Origin of the sequence: Planctellipticum variicoloris (assembly GCF_030622045.1) — a bacterium.
Classification (GTDB): Bacteria; Planctomycetota; Planctomycetia; order Planctomycetales; family Planctomycetaceae; genus Planctellipticum; species Planctellipticum variicoloris.
On record NZ_CP130886.1, the window covers coordinates 4,828,745 to 4,845,691 of the forward strand.

At 58.9% G+C, this 16,947-nt stretch carries 14 protein-coding genes; 10 read left to right on the top strand and 4 right to left on the bottom strand.

What is annotated here, in order from left to right; all coding sequences use genetic code 11:
* The first annotated feature begins 36 nt into the window (after window positions 1–36).
* From SH412_RS18770 to SH412_RS18815, 10 genes are all read left to right on the top strand, one after another.
* A complete protein-coding gene (locus SH412_RS18770) occupies window positions 37–1,257 on the top strand; it encodes an ABC transporter permease (protein WP_336519544.1) in 1,221 nt (406 codons plus the stop codon).
* Window positions 1,258–1,261: 4 nt separating this feature from the next.
* On the top strand, window positions 1,262–1,954 hold the full coding sequence (locus SH412_RS18775) for an ABC transporter ATP-binding protein (RefSeq protein ID WP_336519545.1): 693 nt from the start codon (window positions 1,262–1,264) through the stop codon (window positions 1,952–1,954).
* Window positions 1,955–1,999: 45 nt separating this feature from the next.
* Complete coding sequence (locus SH412_RS18780) at window positions 2,000–2,413, top strand: hypothetical protein (protein ID WP_336519546.1); 414 nt, start codon at window positions 2,000–2,002, stop codon at window positions 2,411–2,413.
* 129 nt (window positions 2,414–2,542) lie between these two features.
* Window positions 2,543–4,111 carry a TolC family protein gene (locus SH412_RS18785; protein ID WP_336519547.1) on the top strand — a complete coding sequence of 523 codons (1,569 nt, stop codon included), beginning with the start codon at window positions 2,543–2,545 and terminating at the stop codon, window positions 4,109–4,111.
* Window positions 4,112–4,625: 514 nt separating this feature from the next.
* Window positions 4,626–5,021 carry a hypothetical protein gene (locus SH412_RS18790; protein WP_336519548.1) on the top strand — a complete coding sequence of 132 codons (396 nt, stop codon included), beginning with the start codon at window positions 4,626–4,628 and terminating at the stop codon, window positions 5,019–5,021.
* A gap of 236 nt (window positions 5,022–5,257) precedes the next feature.
* Complete coding sequence (locus SH412_RS18795) at window positions 5,258–5,749, top strand: hypothetical protein (RefSeq protein WP_336519549.1); 492 nt, start codon at window positions 5,258–5,260, stop codon at window positions 5,747–5,749.
* A gap of 162 nt (window positions 5,750–5,911) precedes the next feature.
* Window positions 5,912–7,375 (top strand): efflux RND transporter periplasmic adaptor subunit, encoded by a 1,464-nt coding sequence (locus SH412_RS18800; protein ID WP_336519550.1) that lies wholly within the window; start codon window positions 5,912–5,914, stop codon window positions 7,373–7,375.
* A 22-nt stretch (window positions 7,376–7,397) separates the two neighbouring features.
* On the top strand, window positions 7,398–7,751 hold the full coding sequence (locus SH412_RS18805) for a YnfA family protein (protein ID WP_336519551.1): 354 nt from the start codon (window positions 7,398–7,400) through the stop codon (window positions 7,749–7,751).
* Between the two features lie 30 nt (window positions 7,752–7,781).
* Window positions 7,782–9,962 (top strand): heavy metal translocating P-type ATPase, encoded by a 2,181-nt coding sequence (locus SH412_RS18810; protein ID WP_336519552.1) that lies wholly within the window; start codon window positions 7,782–7,784, stop codon window positions 9,960–9,962.
* 22 nt (window positions 9,963–9,984) lie between these two features.
* On the top strand, window positions 9,985–13,167 hold the full coding sequence (locus SH412_RS18815) for an efflux RND transporter permease subunit (protein ID WP_336519553.1): 3,183 nt from the start codon (window positions 9,985–9,987) through the stop codon (window positions 13,165–13,167).
* Window positions 13,168–13,581: 414 nt separating this feature from the next.
* Here the strand turns inward: SH412_RS18815 and SH412_RS18820 are convergent, their stop codons facing one another.
* The 4 genes from SH412_RS18820 to SH412_RS18835 all read right to left on the bottom strand — a co-directional run bounded on the left by SH412_RS18820 (window position 13,582) and on the right by SH412_RS18835 (window position 16,940).
* Entirely contained in the window at window positions 13,582–14,520 is a 939-nt protein-coding gene (locus SH412_RS18820) for a transporter (RefSeq protein ID WP_336519554.1), read from the bottom strand.
* Window positions 14,521–15,119: 599 nt separating this feature from the next.
* A complete protein-coding gene (locus SH412_RS18825; RefSeq protein WP_336519555.1) occupies window positions 15,120–15,863 on the bottom strand; it encodes a hypothetical protein in 744 nt (247 codons plus the stop codon).
* The gene (locus SH412_RS18830) at window positions 15,848–16,702 is read right to left on the bottom strand and encodes a RecB family exonuclease (RefSeq protein ID WP_336519556.1); all 855 of its coding nucleotides are present in this window, start codon (window positions 16,700–16,702) and stop codon (window positions 15,848–15,850) included. Before SH412_RS18830 ends, SH412_RS18825 begins: the two co-directional genes overlap by 16 nt.
* Window positions 16,695–16,940, bottom strand: a complete 246-nt coding sequence (locus SH412_RS18835) for a hypothetical protein (protein WP_336519557.1) — start codon at window positions 16,938–16,940, stop codon at window positions 16,695–16,697. Before SH412_RS18835 ends, SH412_RS18830 begins: the two co-directional genes overlap by 8 nt.
* Window positions 16,941–16,947 lie beyond the last annotated feature (7 nt).

The window sequence follows — 16,947 nt, forward strand, 5'->3', positions numbered from 1 at the left end:
GGATAGCGTGCTCCCGATTCCTTCAAGGAAGAACCCATGAACCTCAGAACCCTCGTTTGGCGCGAACTGGCGGAGCGGCCTTCGGCTATGCTTACCAGCACGCTCACCATCTTACTTGGCGTGATGGCGCTGGTCGCGATTCGTCACGTCACCGTGTTCTCGGAGCGCGAAGTTGGGCAGCAACTGCAATCGCTCGGTGCGAACATGCTCGTTCTGCCCAAGGACGCGACGTTGCAGGACTACTACTCAGCCGACCTCACCGAGCGGACGCTGCCGGAATCGCATGTTTCCAGCATCCTGTTGGAAAATCTGCCGGGCGTTGAGCGCCTTTCGCCCAAACTGTGCGTGAGTGCGAAGGTCGCGAACCGCGACGTGACGCTGACCGGTATCCTGCCGCAAAGTGAGTTTCAAGCGAAGGCGGCGTGGCAATCGGTGTCGCTGTTCAGCAACAAGCATGAAGGCTGCAAGAAAGCCTCATGCGGGCCGAAGACGTATGACGCCGCGCCCGAATTGCTTGCCAGCGAACGGACCATCGACAAGTTGAAGGGTAATGAGGCGGTCATCGGAGCCGACGTCGCCGAGTTCTCCGGGTTGAAGCCGGGCCAATCGGTCGAACTACTCGGCGAAAAGCTGCAAGTGCTAGCCGTGCTGCCGCGCACCGGCACGGTCGATGACTCGCGCGTCTTCGCACACTTGCACACGGTCCAACGACTGACGAGCGCGGGCGAAGTCGTCAACGCGATTGAAGTCATGGGCTGCTGTGAGGACGCAGCCGGTGGACTCGTCTCCAAGCTGGCTGAACTGCTGCCTGATGCGAAGGTCGTAACCATTTCACAGGTCGTCTCGACACAAGTGGGAATCAATCGCCTGATGGGCCAAATGTCACTGTACGTTTTGGGCATTCTGGTGATCGTCGGAGGAGCCAGCGTCGCGAGCACGATTTCGTCGAACGTGCGCGAACGTCGCCGTGAAATCGGCACACTGATGGCGCTCGGCGCCACGCCAAGTCTCGTCACCCGCATGTTCCTGTTGAAAGCATGGGTGCTCGGAATCATCGGAGCGGCTGGCGGCAGTGTGCTCGGCCTGACCGTGGCGATGGTACTCGGCGCGCGATGGGCCGGGGTCGTCGTGAAACCGCTGCCGGACTTGATCATACTTGCCACCGGAGCGGCACTCATCATCACAACACTGGCCGCGCTGTGGCCGGCTCGTTCAGCAGCTAAGCTCGATCCGTGCTTCTGCTTCCAGGAGGTCTAGCGTCATGTTCCATCTTCAAGACATCACCAAGGTCTACCGCCGGCGGCGCCAAGAGGTTGTCGCATTCAAAGCCGGGTCGCTCGACATCGGGCTTGGCGAGTACGTGGCGGTCGTCGGTCCCAGCGGCAGTGGCAAGACAACACTGCTGTCGATGCTCGGCGGCATGCTGTCGCCCGACAGCGGCAAAGTCCTCTTCGAGGGCGAGTCGCTGTACGACCTGCCGATCGCAGAACGGACACGACGTCGGAGAGAGCGAATCGGCTTCGTGTTTCAGACGTTCAATCTCGTGCCGTACCTCACGGCATTGGAGAACGTCCAAGTCCCACTGTTCCTGCACGGTGTCGGCAAAGCTGAGCAACGCGACCGAGCCGTCGCGCTCTTGGAGCAAGTAGGGCTCGGCAACCGCATCGATCATAAACCGAGCGAACTGAGCACTGGCCAGCAACAGCGGGTCGCCCTCGCTCGCACGCTGGCCAACAACCCACGCTTGATTCTCGCCGACGAGCCGACCGGAAACCTCGACCCCGATAGCCGCGAAGCCGTGCTCTCGATGTTTGACAACTTCGTGCGTGAAGGCCGCACGATTGTCATGGTGACTCACGACCCAGCCGCGGCCGGAAGGGCGGTTCGTCGCCTTTGTTTGAGCAACGGCGAAGTCATTGAGGCTACTGATCCTAATGCCAAAAATGCTGCATAGTCTCCGATCACTGGTTTCCGCCCCCCCTCAAGAAGGAACGCGTCCATGAGTCTGATGAAGAAGAATCTGCTGCTGACCTGCCTGATCGCCGCCAGCTACGGCCTCGTCGGCTGCGGCCAGAATCCCTCTCCACCGCAAGTCGCAAAAACGGATCATGCTGACCATCCCGGCCACGAGGACGGCGATGAGCACCACGAAGGTGATGGCCATGACCATGACAAGAAGGAGGCCGGTCATAGCCACGATGGCTGGTGGTGCAATGAGCACGGCGTCCCCGAAGAAGTCTGCGGTCAGTGCAACAGCAAGCTGGCGGCCGAATTCCAGAAGAAAGGGGACTGGTGCAAGGAGCATGACCGGCCCGAATCGCAGTGCTTCAAGTGTCATCCCGAACTGCAGGCCAAGTTCGCGGCCCAGCATGAAGCTAAGAACGGCAAGCAGCCGCCGACGCCTGAAGGCTGAGTGACTCTCTTGCGAGCGGGCGTCGTTCGAAGGAATGTTCGACGCCCGCAGCGGAGTCAACGACCGGCGAGCAGCTACAACCAAACCAAGTTTCCCGTTTCTATGTGATCCGCCAGGGAGGGCGACATCGTGGGGCATCGAATTCTTGCTGGATTATTGTCGCTGTACGTCGTTGCTTTGTCGGCCGGTTGCGCGCAGACATCGGCCATTCGCATCGGCAAATCAGAACCGCGACGGTCAGACGCGCGAGCGGGTGTTGGCGAGTCGGACACCTCGCGATTGAGTGTGAAGAACAAGTCGCTGAACACTGAGGCTGGCGAGATTCAGTTGACGAGCAGTGAGGAGCCGCCGCTCGTGCCAGCACCGACCGAGGCTGGTTCCGGCGAACTCTCGCTGGAGCACAATTCTGGATCGGTGGTCTTAACGCTCGCAGAACTGGAATCGCTCGCCCTGCAGAACAATCCGACCTTGTCTCAGGCCGGCGCGGCTGTCGATCAGGAATGGGGGGCGTATCGTCAGTCGGGGTTGTATCCCAATCCGCAAATCGGCTATTTGAACACTTCGGCGAATCAATCGGCGCCGAAGCAGTCCAACGGCGTGTTCCTCAGTCAAGAATTCGTGACTGCCAAGAAAATCCCGCTGTCGCAGGCCGCGGATTCTCAGGAGGTCAAGCGGTTGCAGTGGGACCAGGAAGCCCAGCGGATGCGAGTTATCAACGATTTGCGAATCCGATACTACGAAGTCCTGGGGGCGCAGAAGGCCGTTGCCGTCAATCGTCAGCTCGTGAGCCTTTCCGAAGAAAGTCTGTCGACGGCCGAGAAGCAGTTTCTCGGAAAATCCGTGCCGAAGACGGATGTGCTTCAAGCCCAAGTTCTAGTGAATTCGTCCCGTATCACGTTGGCGGAGGCCAATCATCGTCTGGAGGCCGCGTGGGAGCAACTGGCGACGATGGCCGGCGTACCCTCGCTCCCCGTGACAACACTATCAGAACCAGGTAACGACGAGATTCCGGATCTCGATCTGGAATCTCAATGGCAGCAACTGTTGGCGGAAAGTCCGCAATTGAAATCTGCTGAATCGGAGTTGGATCACGGATGGGCCGCATTACGGCAGTCAGAGGCACAGGCGATTCCGAATGTGACTGTGCAAGTCGTGGCCGACTATGATCGCGTGACGCAGTCCACTACGGCGAGCACGCTCGTCGCGTTGCCGCTGCCGATCTTCAACCGCAACCAAGGCAACATCGACAAGGCTATGGCCGATGTCCGCGTGGATCAAGCGGACGTCGCCCGCGTACAACTCGTCCTTCGCGACCAGTTGGCGGATTCCTTCCGACGCTACAAATCCAGCCGCGTACAAGCCGAAACGTTGACGAAGTCTATCCTGCCGGCCTCAGAAGAGAACCTGAAACTCACGATGGCGGCTTACAAAGGCGGGGAAGTCGGCTTCCGCGATGTACTGTTCGCTCAGGAGGCGTTTGCCCAAAGTCAAATCGCGAGAATCGAAGCCGTCACGGAAGCGCAGAAGGTCGCGGTGGAGATCGCAGGTTTGCAATTGACGGGGGGGCTGAACCCGGCGGCGATCGGCTCTGCCATTCAAACGCAAGGCGGCGGCGGTTCACGGCAACGTGCTCTGCTGCAGGAAGTCCAGGATCGGGCTGCCAAGCAACTGCTGCCAGCGGCCCAGATTGGACGGTAGGTGAATGTTGGAATCACTGACAGTCGTTGTCGCAACGAATTCCGTCGGTTACGATCCGAGTCTCGCGCGGGAACTGCGAATTAAACTGTTTCACTGAGCCGATCCCCGTAAGACAGCGCCTTTTTTTGTTCAGTTCGACGCAAGGAAACAATAGGATTGCTGCGTCGTCGGCCATAGCAGCGAGTTGAACAATTCCAGCGAAACGCCCAGACAGGAATGTCTGGGCCACCTTTTCAGAGGAATTCTCTTCCGGTAGGACAGACATTCCTGTCTGTCTCTGGCCTGCTTTGGTGGAAATAGACCAGAAGAAATGAGAGTCTTCGCGCCGAGGAATTCGGCAAGGAGGATCTCGAATGGCGAAGCGAGGCGGCTCCCGCACAGCCTGTGCAGCAGCGGCTGACCCGCAGTGGTATTCTCGCTGCAATGCCTTTCACAGATGCGAATTGCGGCAAGATTCGCACTTGACCCCGGAACGGATGTGACGATAATTGTTTAGATCATTAAGGGATGCTCCGTGCGAACCTGGTTCACAGTTCTGGCGTTAATTTGCTTCGTGCCGCAGCAATTCACTTGCTGCGCCGAAAGCTGCGAGTCATGCGAAGAATCAGTCGAAGCGCAGGAAGCGAAGTCGGCCTGCGAGAATCACGGCGACCACGACCACGAAAGTTCGTTTCCCGCTCGTGACGGCACCTCGCATCATCTGTGTGTTGCCACGCACCTGTTCTATCTGGCACAGGGCGATGCGGACTCACTCCTGCTGGATTTGAGTTTGAGCCAGGCAGTTCTTCCACGATTGGAAGCTGCTGTCGATCAGCGTCTTTGCAAGTCGTTTGCTGCAATCGCTGGTTATTCAGTTCGACCGCCAGCTCCACGGCGCCAGCGCGCCGTGTTGGGCGTGTGGGTCATCTAGTCGCGCTCAGGCCCTCTTTCGCCTGCGAGCTGCGCTCTGTCGCATGACGGACCCCGAGTCGGTCTCGCTTGCGCGATTCTCTACGCTGGCCGTTTTGGGATGACGGTTGGCGGTTCCTTCCACCCCGGCGGATCGTGTGGTCCGCTTGAGCGGACAACTCCGTGGCGTCGACACTCTTGACGCCCGCCTGGACGCATTTGTCGGCGTCCAGATTCTCGCAACGAAAGGACTCTCTCATGGCTGGATTTAAGTGGGCTCGGTGGTGCGATATGGATCTCGCGCTGGTCGGAGCCATCTTTTCCCTCGCGATGGTATCGTACGTCTGGTCGGCTCCGCCGGCCGCCGAACACGCTCACCCCGAAAAGGGACCGCATGGCGGATCACTCTTGGAGCTGGGTGACGAGGAGTATCACATCGAGGTCATGCTCAACGAAAAGACCAACACGCTGACGCTCTATGTGCTCGACGCTGCGGCCAAGGCTATGGTGCCGATCGACGCCAAGGAAGCGCTGATCAATCTCAAGCATGACGGAAAGCCCGAGCAGTTCAAGCTGCCGGCGGTCCGCCTCAAGACTGATCCAACGGGAATGGCGTCGGCTTTTCAGGTAAAGAACGAAGAGCTGGTGCATGATCTCCACCATAAGAACAATGACGCACGGTTGGCCGTAAAGATCAAAGGCAAGGCGTACAGCGCCAAATTCGAGTTGAAACACGACCACAAGCACTAAACTCTGCGGTCGCTGATTGACGCGCCTGGTTCTGCCCGGTGTCGACGGTCGCTCGTCGCGCCGGGTGGTCCTGGGAGCCTGCCAGTAAACGAGTGATTCCTGCCCGCGGCCGTCGCGAGGCTGCGATCCACACAACAGACATCTCGTCAAAGATCCACGATCATGCGCCTGCCCAAACGACTGCTGACGCTCGGAGCGTTCGCCGTATTGACGGGACTCGCTGCCGGAGCGACTACCGCCACCCGCGACCGCTGGCTTCCGTTGTTGAACGCGAAACTGTCCGCAGCTCCGGCCGAGGCGGAACATGACGACCATGCGGGCCACGACCACGGTGCTGAAGAAGGGCATGGGGCGGAGGGCAATCAAAACAACGTCCCACTTTCGGAACAGGCGCGGGCGAATCTCGGATTGAAGCTTGGCCCGGTCGAGTTGACGAACTATACAAAGAATCTCGTCATTCCCGGCGTGGTCGTGGAGCAGCCGGGACACAGCGAACGCCGCATCACGACATCATTGGCCGGCGTCGTGGTCAAGGTGCACGCTTTCCCTGGCCAGGCCGTAAAGCCCGGCGACCCCTTGCTGGACATTCGACCGACGGGTGAATTGCTGACTACCGCGCAGGCCGAGTTACTGAAGACGCTGCAAGACATCGAGCTGGTTGATGCGGAACTTAGGCGGCTTACGCCTCTCGTGGACGGCGGTTCGGTTCCCGCTCGTACCAAAATAGAAAGGGAATACGAACGCAAGCGGCTCGACTCTCGCAAACTGGTGCAGATCCAGGAATTGCTGGTTCGCGGACTGACACCCTATCAAGTCACTGAGATGGTTGAGCATAAAACGTTGCTCCGCGATTTCACGATTCACGTTCCCGGCGGAGCACCGAAGCCCCCTTCGAATGAGGAAGGCCATGACCATCCGTCGATCGTCCCGACCGGCTTTGTGGGAGTCCCGGAACAGGTAGAGTCTGCAGCCGCAGACACTGTGTTTACTGTCGAAAACATCGACATTTTTCCCGGCAAGCTCGTACAGCCCGGTGACGAGTTGTGCGATCTGGGACTGCACACGGAACTGTATCTCGAAGGCCGCGCATTTGAGCGAGACAGCCGGCTGATCACCCTCGCCGTCCAACAGCAGCTTCCGCTCACGGCACTGTTTGAAGGCGAATCCGACACCGCAGAATTGCGGGAGGGACTGCATATCCGCTACGTCGAGAATTCGCTCGACGCGGCCACACGTACGCTGCGGTTCTTCGTCCCGCTCAAGAACGAAGTCATCCGCGACGCGGAGGCGGACAACGGAGTGATCTACCGTTCGTGGCGGTTTAAGCCAGGTCAGAAGGTGCGGCTGCTGCTCCCCGTGCAGAAGCTGACCGACCAGATCGTGTTGCCTGCGGAGGCCGTCGTTAGCGAAGGGCCAGACGTGTACGTCTTCCGCGCCAACGGCGAACTCCTGGAACGCGTGCCGGTCGTCGTCGAGCACCGCGATCCGCGGTTCGTGGTGCTCCGCAGCGATGGCAGCGTCTTCATGGGTGACGAGATCGCGATGAATCAGGCGTATCAGATCAATCTGGCACTGAAGAAACAGCAGGGGTCAGGCGTCGATCCGCATGCGGGACACAATCACTAAGTCTCGTCGAGGAGACGAATCCGTGCAAATTCTCTGGGGCCTTGCGCTGTTTATCGTCGCTGGAGTCTTCGAGATCGGTGGCGGCTGGCTCGTCTGGCAGACTTTGCGAGAAGGCAAGCCCTGGAGCTGGGCGTTGCTCGGTAGTGTCATGCTGCTGCTGTACGGCGTGATTCCTACGTTTCAAGTCAGTCATTTTGGCCGCATCTACGCGGTTTACGGCGGCTTCTTTATCGCGCTCTCTTTGCTTTGGGGTTGGTGGTGTGACGGCAATCGTCCCGATTTGTGGGACGTGGCCGGAGGGGCGATTGCGCTAGTTGGCGTGCTCCTCATAATGTACGGCCCGCGGGGGGCGACTGCGCCCTTCGTTGAGTTGTAAGCACATTTGGCGTGAGTGAAAGCTGGTATCGTGCCCATCTCAAGTCAGCAATCAATGCAGTCATTCCGCGTCGATGGCATGGACTGCGCCGAAGAGGCCAACTTACTGCGCCGAGAACTAGCTCCGCTCGTCGGCGAGGAGACCTTGGCATTTGATTTTCTCAATCGGAAATTGACCATTCACGCCGTAAACGGTATCGCGGTGGATGCGATTCTCGCAGCGATCAAACGGACGGGGCTGCGTGCTGAACCGTGGCGAGACTACTCACTGTCTCCGAATCCGCCCGATACGCCGTGGTTGGGAACGCGAACGGCGCTCACCGGAATCTGCGGCGTGCTCTGGTTGGCGGCATTCGCGCTTCAGATGTGGTCGTACCGCATCGAAGGGCACACTCCCGCACTTGCCGAACTCTGGATTTTCCGGTCATTGTGTCTCGCGTCGATCGGGATCGGCGGCTGGCCCATTGCGCCGCGGGCATGGGCCGCGCTGCGTCGCCTGAGTCCCGACATGAATCTGCTGATGACCGTCGCAGTGTGTGGAGCCGTGCTGCTGGGAGACTGGTTAGAGGCTGCGACAGTTACGTTCTTATTTTCGGTCTCACTGGCGCTGGAGACTTGGAGCGTCAGTCGCGCCCGGCGAGCGGTTGCCGCCCTCATGGAGTTGTCGCCATCCGTCGTTCGCACGGTCGATGATGCGGGCCGCGAGCATTCGCTCCCTGCCGCTGAGATTCCTGTCGGAGCGTTATTCGTCGTCAAGCCGGGCGAAAAGTTCCCCCTGGATGGTGAAGTGACGACGGGCCGCAGTGACGTGAATCAGGCTCCGATCACTGGCGAAAGCGTTCCCGTGTCCAAGCAGCCGGGAGATTCTGTATTTGCCGGGACCATCAACGGGGATGGTCAGCTGACAGCGCGCTCCTCAAAGACGGCGGACTCCACAACGCTCGCCCGCATTATTCATCTTGTCACCGAAGCCCAGTCGCAGCGAGCCCCCTCCGAACAGTGGGTCGAACGATTTGCTCGCGTCTATACCCCCCTGATGTTCGTAGCGGCGATCCTCGTAGCGTTTCTGCCCCCGCTCGTCTTAGATCAGCCCGTTTCCCTATGGGCATATCGATCGCTGGTTTTACTGGTGATAGCCTGCCCCTGCGCTCTGGTGATCTCCACCCCCGTCACCATCGTCGCCGGCTTAGCGGCCGCAGCTCGACAAGGCGTGCTGGTGAAAGGTGGAGCACAGTTGGAGCAGGCCGCCCATATCAAGGCGCTGGCGCTCGACAAAACCGGCACATTAACCGTCGGACGTCCCAAAGTTGTTCAAGTCTTACCGCTGAACGGACATTCCAAAGTTGAATTGCTCACACGCGCCGCATCTCTGGAAGCCGGCAGCCTGCATCCATTGGCACAAGCAATTATCGAACACGTCCATCAACTGGGGTTGCCCTTCGAACCGGCCAGAGATGCACGGGCGATCCCCGGCAAAGGAACTGAAGGACGCTGGGACGGCCGATTGTTCTGGCTCGGCTCGCATCGCTGGCTGGAAGAACGTGGGCAAGAGACGCCGGATGTTCACTCGCAACTTGAAGCGTTGTCCGATGCTGGCTGCAGCGTAGTCGTGGTCGGCAACGAACAGCACGTCTGCGGCATGATCGGACTCGCCGACACGGTTCGTCCGGGTACGGTGGAAGTTCTGCAGTCTCTGAGAAGGGCCGGCGTAGCGTCCATCGTCATGCTGACGGGCGACAATCTCGGTACTGCCGAGGCTATCGCCCGCCAAGTGGGGGTCGATGACTTTGAGGCCGAATTGCTCCCGGCCCAAAAGGTCGCGGCCGTTGAACGCCTGCTCGTCCGCTACGGAACGGTGGCCATGATTGGCGATGGTGTGAACGATGCCCCCGCACTAGCCCGTGCCACGTTGGGGATCGCGATGGGCGCCATCGGAAGTGACGCCGCGATTGAAACGGCCGACGTGGCGCTGATGTCCGACGATCTCACGCGGCTGCCGTGGTTGTTTCGGCATGCCCGGCACACGCTTTCCGTCATCCGCCAGAACATTGCGTTTTCGCTGGGAATCAAAGTGTTGTTCGCTACGCTCACGATTCTAGGTTGGTCATCAATGTGGGGGGCGATTGCGGCTGACGCAGGAGCTTCACTGCTGGTGGTTATGAACGGACTGCGGGTTCTGCGCAGTTCGACTGCAGTCGAAGCTGGAAACTGACGCCCAAAGGATTGGCTCTTTCATGAACTGGCTCATTCGCTTTTCGTTGCACCATCGGTTGCTGGTTGTCAGTCTGGCAATCATCGCCCTGGGTCTCGGTACACGGACCATGATCGGTCTGCCGATCGACATCTTTCCCAATCTCACGCGGCCCCGCGTCACGGTGATGACCGAATGCCCCGGCCTGTCGCCGGAAGAAGTGGAGACCCTGGTCACGTTTCCGATGGAAACCGCGTTCAACGGTGCGACAGGTGTGCAGGCCGTTCGGAGTTCGTCCGGCATCGGCCTGTCCGTAATCTACGTTGAGTTCGGCTGGAACACCGACATCTATGTTGCCCGCCAAACAGTTAACGAGCGGCTCGCCACAGTCAGCAGTCGCATGCCACCAGGCGTTAAGCCGGAACTTGCACCGATCAGCTCCATCATGGGGCAAATCGTGATGGTGGGCATGTACAGCAAAGAGGGAAAGACTCCCCCATTGGAAGTCCGCACACTTGCCGATTGGGTCGTTCGACCTCGCTTGTTGACAATTCCCGGCGTGGCACAGGTGATCACGATGGGTGGTGGACGCAAGCAGTTCCAGGTGCTGGTGGACCCCGAACAACTGACGGCCTTCGAAGTCACGCTTCAAGACGTCGAAAGCGCCCTGCGAGAGAGCAATCAGAACGCGACTGGAGGGTATGTCGAACAGGGATCAATGGAATTCCTTGTCCGTGGAGTGGGACGCATCCAGTCGGTGGCCGATCTGGAGGAATCGGTCGTGAAGTCAAGAGCGGGCAGGGCCGTGCTGCTACGCGATGTAGCAAAGATTCGCGAAGGAGCCCAGATTAAGCGCGGCGACAGTTCGGTGAACGGCCATCCCGCCGTTGTGCTGACAATCGCCAAGCAGCCCCAAGGCGATACGCGCCGATTAACTGAAGAAGTGGTCACTGCATTGGAAGAGGTCAGGAAGGCACTTCCGTCCGACATCGTAATTGAGACTGAGATCTACCGGCAGCGAGAATTCATCGATCGCGGGATCGAGAATGTTCTGGAGGCACTTCGCGATGGGGCAATCCTGGTCCTGATCATTCTCTTTCTCTTTTTGCTCAACGTCCGCACGACGTTCATCACGCTGACCGCCATTCCATTGTCGATCGTCCTGACAGGCTTGTTCTTTTACTGGACCGGCATGTCGATCAACGTCATGACCTTGGGTGGACTTGCTGTAGCGATGGGGGAACTTGTCGATGACGCGATCGTCGATATTGAAAACGTGTTTCGACGCCTGGGACAGAATGCGGCCCTCGCCACACCTCGTGCGGCGCTGGTCGTGATCTATGAAGCGAGCCTCGAAGTTCGCGGAGCCATCGTCTACGGTACGATGCTGGTGATTCTCGTGTTCGTGCCGCTGTTCGCTCTGTCGGGTGTCGAAGGGCGACTATTTGTGCCGCTTGGAATTGCATACATTGTCTCCATCCTCGCGTCGTTGCTGGTTTCGCTCACTGTGACGCCCGTCTTAGGAAGCTTGCTTCTGTCGGGAAAAGCGGCGCAATCTCACGGCTCGAAAGACAGCCCGCTGCTGCGGTTCTTGAAGTCGATTGCGACCCCCATTGTCCGTACCAGCATGCACCCGCTCGGACTCACTGTGATCCTGCTGGCCGTGGGGACTGCAATACTGGGGAGCGGCGTCGTCATCACGCAACTCGGAACCGACTTTTTGCCGCAGTTCGACGAGGGAGCCGCGCAAGTCAACGTTGTCTTGCCGCCGGGCGCATCTTTAGAAGCTTCAAATCGCGCCAGCGCCATGGTGGACAAGGCGTTCCGCCGTCACATGGTCGACGATGAGCATCCGAAACAGCTCGTGATGCAGTGGGTTCGACGTAGCGGTCGTGCTGAACTCGACGAGCACGCCGAAGGCGTGAATATGACCGAGTACATCGTTACGTTGAATCCACACAGCGGCGTCTCCCGTGTTGATACTCTGGCGACGTTGCGAAAAGAGTTGGAACAGATTCCCGGAATTGAGTACGAAGCTGAGCAGCCGCTTGCGCACCTGATCAGCCACATGTTGTCCGGGGTGTCGGCGCAGATCGCGATCAAGGTCTACGGAGATGACTTGGACGTCTTGCGACGTAAGGCGCAGGAGATCAAATCCGCCATTACCGGGGTTGAGGGACTTGCACCGCCGGTTGTGGAGCCGCAGCAACTGATTCCCCAGCTGCGCATCGACGTCAATCGCGAACAGCTGGCTGCGTATGGATTGACGGCCGGTTACGTCACCGAGTTTATCGAGACAGCCCTCAATGGGCGGGTCGTCTCGACGGTGTTGGATGGGCAGCGTACCTTTGACCTGCTGGTTCGTCTGGAGGACCAATACCGCACTGATTTCGATTTGATTCAGCGGTTGTCGCTCAATCTTCCGCAGGGAGGACGGATTCCATTGTCCACCGTAGCGAGAATTTATGAATCGGGCGGCCCCAACACGATCAACCGCGAGAATGTCCGGCGGCGGATCACGATTCGCTGCAACACCACTGACCGCGACCTCGGCGGCGTTGTGGCGGATATCAAGAAGGCCGTCGAGGCGAAGGTCCAATTACCCGAAGGATACTTCGTTCAGTATGGCGGACAATTCGAGGCCCAGCAGGAAGCGACTCGCACGATCACGCTGTTGAGCTTCGTATCCCTCGGGGGCGTGTTCCTCGTGTTGTACACGCTATTCCCGTCTGCGCGCATCGTCCTGCAAATCATGTTCGCACTCCCGACAGCGTTCGTCGGCGGCGCATTCGCACTGTGGTTGACCGGCCAGACGCTGACTGTGGCCAGCATGGTCGGTTTCATTTCGCTCGGGGGAATTGCGGCGCGGAATGGCATCCTGCTCGTCTCCCACTACATGCACCTGATGCGCGAGGAGGGTGAAGGTTTCACGCAGCAAATGGTGCTGCGCGGCAGTCTGGAGCGTCTGGCCCCGGTGCTGATGACGGCGCTGACCGCCGGTATCGGCCTAGTGCCACTGGTGTTAGGGGGCCACCAACCCGGCAAGGAGATTCTCTATCCAGTCGCTACTGTGATTCTCGGTGGCCTCATCACCTGCACGATCTGCGAATACGTAGTCCATCCTGGCTTGTTCTTCCGCTTTAGCGGCAAAGACGCCACTCGATTGACGAATCATGGGGACATTGATCAACTTGGGATCCCGGCTCCTGCGAGGTCTGGGGTGTGAGCGGTTTAGGTTTAGTCCACGGAAGTATGCCGGTAGATTGGTTTACGGCAAGCCTCAATCGGCAAGGACCGGCAGACGCATCAGGAGCATGAGGAGCGGGGCGGTGACCGAGTCCGGCTCGATCCGTAGATCATGATTCACCCCAGGAACGTGCGGGTGCTCGAATGCCGGTACCTGACCAGCCAGCGGCCGAAACGGCCGCCGCAGCTCACTTGGAAGCTGACCGGTCCGGCTACGGGCGCATTCGAGTGATTTCGCGAGAGATCAGCGCAGGGCGATGTTGGAAAGTCGAGACGGCAAGGCAGCGAGAATTGGCAAAACCGCGAAGTCCATGCTCCCAAAGCCCTCGATTCTACGATCGGATGCCGCCGACGTCGTGGCCGTGGCGGTGATTCTGATAATGTCTCGCATCGCTCACCGTCGCAGAGATAACCCGATTCCAGTGAATGCGAGATTGTCAGCGGCACGATTGAGGCCAACGGCAGAATGCACGTCGAATTGAATATTGGGAGTTATGTAGTACTGTGCACCGTAGTGAAAGTAGTGCTCGAACACGGAAGAGTTGCTACCTGACGGTACAAAAGCCGCGTACTCCGTGAATAGCAACCATCGCTCGCCAAGGTCGTATTCGATGTTCACCGCCTGAAAGACTTCCAGGTAGAGTGCATTGGCGTCATCCTGACGACGATTGAGCACGGTGTTGCATTCAATTTCGATCAGTTCGGACACCGCCCAGCTGTATGCAAGGTTTACCCCCGGCAGCGGCTCGCCCGCAGTAATGCCCTGCGAGCCAGTAGGTACTCGGAGCTGAGGAAACACTGTGAAGTCCGGCAACCAGCCGCTCTGCTTGATCAGAGCCACTTTAGCCGCGATCAGGAGATCATCGCTTCCGGAGAAGCGAGTTGTGGGACCGGCATCGGGATTGGCGACCTCTGACAGGTAATTGTAGGCGAGCCGAAACTCGAACCATTCGGCAAACACTCCCCAACGCAGCAGCGGTTCGGGAAACGAGTGAGTCTGCATCCGAGTTCCGGCGTTTCCGTCATTGAAGAATGAATAGCCGGTTTCCAACTGGACTCGCCCGAGTCCGACCAAGCTTGTGGCTTCGCATAGATGCGGTCGATCAGTGACCAGCCGATCTCGTTCGACGGCCGGCGACTCCCATTCCTCTTCCCGCCACGAAAAGAGGCTTTCCGCGTCGCGCGAAATGTCAGCGCCCCAGTCCTGTGACCACGTAGGCGACGCGAAAGACAGCAGCAGCAGCCCGGCGGCCAATCGACGGCAGTGCAGCATCGTGTTCTCTCCGTCTAATTGCGAAATCAACGACGTTGGGGCAATATGTCCGGTTTTCATACGCAGTTTTCAATCGACATCGCTCGTAAGTTTGATGAGTCAAAACACGATCAATGCCGTATTGTTCAGTGCTTTCGGAAGCATCAGATGGTCTGTCGCATCACGCTGCTTGTTGATGCTGGAGATCGAATTACGGATTTCCCGGAGAGACTGTCACGGCAAGCGAATTCCTCCAACCAAACCGCAATTCGTTGCCGCGACCGCGGCGTCGCAAAACGCAGTTCGTAGAAATTGAATCTGCAGGACGGATGAAGTCTGGTCGATAGGATCTAGTGGACGCCATGCGACACGAACTCCCGTTGCGCCGTCCGGTCCACCCAAGCAAACCTGTCCCGCTCCGTGCCGAACTCTTGACCGACCAAGCTCCGTTCCTTGGCGGTGCGTGTCCGGCATGGGGAGGGTGGGTTTGACTTTGTTCGGAATCAACATGCCTGTTGGGGCCTACCTCGGTGAGCGTTGTCGTTTTCTAGGACGGTTCGGTAAGCCGACGTACTGTCGGGCTGGCGTTCCGGTTGAAACTCCACAAAACCTGATTGAACCGTGCGGCTCCATCGAGAAGCGGAGCGGCGTATGGAGAAGGCCGATTTGTGGATTCGTGGCTAATTGAGTTTGAAGTCGATGTACTCACTCAACCCATCAACGAGCTTCCGTTCCGGCAGCGTGAACCATCTCCGCTGCTGCTGGAGGAGGTCCCTCACGTGGCGGTAACTCAACTCACCGATGAAGAGGGGACACGGCAGCCGCTTCAGCCGCTCCCCGTGGGGAATTGCCGCTCGGAGACGGTCAGGATCGCGGTATTCCTGCACCAAAGGGTTGCCAGTTGATGGCGTCAGCAGGATCAGGACGAAGTCCCGCGGCGGGGTTTCAAACAGCAGATCCTCCTCGAACCAGCCATTTTCCCGCAGGCCGATGCGGGCATTCCGGATGAGCTGGTCGGACGGGAATCCCCCGGAGCCATTATTGTTGGCCGTCTTGGAGGACAACGGTGATCCGTATTTCATCTCAATGAAGACCGTCGTCGCCGGATTCTCCCAGGTGATGACGACATCGACCTCCGTTTGTCCTTCGTCCCACTTCAAATGCTGCCGGGGATAGGTTCGCTGTTTCTGCCAGAGTTCGATTCGGAGATCCCGGAAGATCTGCCGACGGAATCGTTCGGCTCCCAGAGCCGTGTTGAGCAGGTCGGGGAGCCACCAGCGGGGGTTGAGAACCTTCAAGACCCCGAAGATCTCCCCCGTGACCACGTCTTCGCTGGTCGGGCGAACGTTCAACGGGCATCGCAGCTCCCCTTTGCGTGCCGGCTCACACAGACAACCGCTCTTGCCGTTCAGTTCAGTGAGCACGCCATCGCCTCCTGCGGGATTTCCAGTTTGTCCAACTCCGGCATTTCCGTCGCCCGTGACGGTTGTCCCCATGCTCGGCAGTGCTGCCGATAGGGGCAGGTGGCACAGTTCATCGGACTCTCGACCGGATAGAAGATCCCCAGGTCGACCGCCCGCTGAATGGTCTGAACGACGTCCCCCAGACGGCCGCAGTCCTCGGAGTAGCGGCTGGTCCTGAGCCGCTGAACCTTCGGCGTCTTGGTTTTGACCAGGACCGTGTATTCGACGTTGGCATCTCGCCCGAACGTCTCCCGGACAGCATGGACGTAACACGTCGGCTGGAGGGACGATTCCACGTCAGCCGCGGAGTAGGCCCGACCACTGGTTTTGAATTCTCGGACCGTCAGATCCTGTTCCGTGGCGGTGATCAGGTCTGCAATAGCGACCAAGGGGATCTCCAGATACTCCCCCCGGCTGTTGTAGAGCGGCACCAGAACTCGCTGCTCCACGGCGATGATTCCATCGGGTGGCGGCTCGTCGAGATAGAGCTTCAGGAGTTGGATGCCCTGCTCCCGGTTGTCTTCTCGGGATTCTCCATTCCGATAAACGACCGTCTCACCGGCTTCCTTCTCACCCCAGCACTCGTGAAAGACCTTCAGAATGGCCTCCGAGTCGATGGATTCGTGCTCCTTCAGCCGCCGGTGGTACTCCGCCAACCCTGCATGGACGGCGGAACCGAGAACCAAACCGCTGCCGATGGATCGACTCGGCAGTCCCAGCACTCGCTGGAAGTAGTATTGGAGCGGGCAGCGGAGGTACTGGCTGATGGAGCTGTAGCTCCAGTGGGGGCGATTAGTCATTTCTCCTCTTCTGATTCCGGCGTCTCTGCACTTGCCTGGCAAACTGCAGAGCGATCAGGCAACCAAACTCTGCCATCGAACGGTTCCATCGCTTGCGCATGGTGATCTTGGCGGTCTCCGGCGGAAAACCACCATTTCTCATCCATTCGAGGAGAGCCTCGGCGCGTTCGACGGCCAGTTCCCAGTCTCGCTGGAGGATGGCCTCCAGCATCTCATCCCATGCGACTTGAGGGTCCATTGATGTC

What these genes read in the sequence shown, in the direction of transcription:
- SH412_RS18830 (WP_336519556.1), bottom strand. Translation starts at nt 16,702, where the DNA reads ATGACTAATCGCCCCCACTGGAGCTACAGCTCCATCAGCCAGTACCTC.
- SH412_RS18780 (WP_336519546.1), top strand. Translation starts at nt 2,000, where the DNA reads ATGAGTCTGATGAAGAAGAATCTGCTGCTGACCTGCCTGATCGCCGCC.
- SH412_RS18775 (WP_336519545.1), top strand. Translation starts at nt 1,262, where the DNA reads ATGTTCCATCTTCAAGACATCACCAAGGTCTACCGCCGGCGGCGCCAA.
- SH412_RS18795 (WP_336519549.1), top strand. Translation starts at nt 5,258, where the DNA reads ATGGCTGGATTTAAGTGGGCTCGGTGGTGCGATATGGATCTCGCGCTG.
- SH412_RS18820 (WP_336519554.1), bottom strand. Translation starts at nt 14,520, where the DNA reads ATGAAAACCGGACATATTGCCCCAACGTCGTTGATTTCGCAATTAGAC.
- SH412_RS18800 (WP_336519550.1), top strand. Translation starts at nt 5,912, where the DNA reads ATGCGCCTGCCCAAACGACTGCTGACGCTCGGAGCGTTCGCCGTATTG.
- SH412_RS18815 (WP_336519553.1), top strand. Translation starts at nt 9,985, where the DNA reads ATGAACTGGCTCATTCGCTTTTCGTTGCACCATCGGTTGCTGGTTGTC.
- SH412_RS18770 (WP_336519544.1), top strand. Translation starts at nt 37, where the DNA reads ATGAACCTCAGAACCCTCGTTTGGCGCGAACTGGCGGAGCGGCCTTCG.
- SH412_RS18835 (WP_336519557.1), bottom strand. Translation starts at nt 16,940, where the DNA reads ATGGACCCTCAAGTCGCATGGGATGAGATGCTGGAGGCCATCCTCCAG.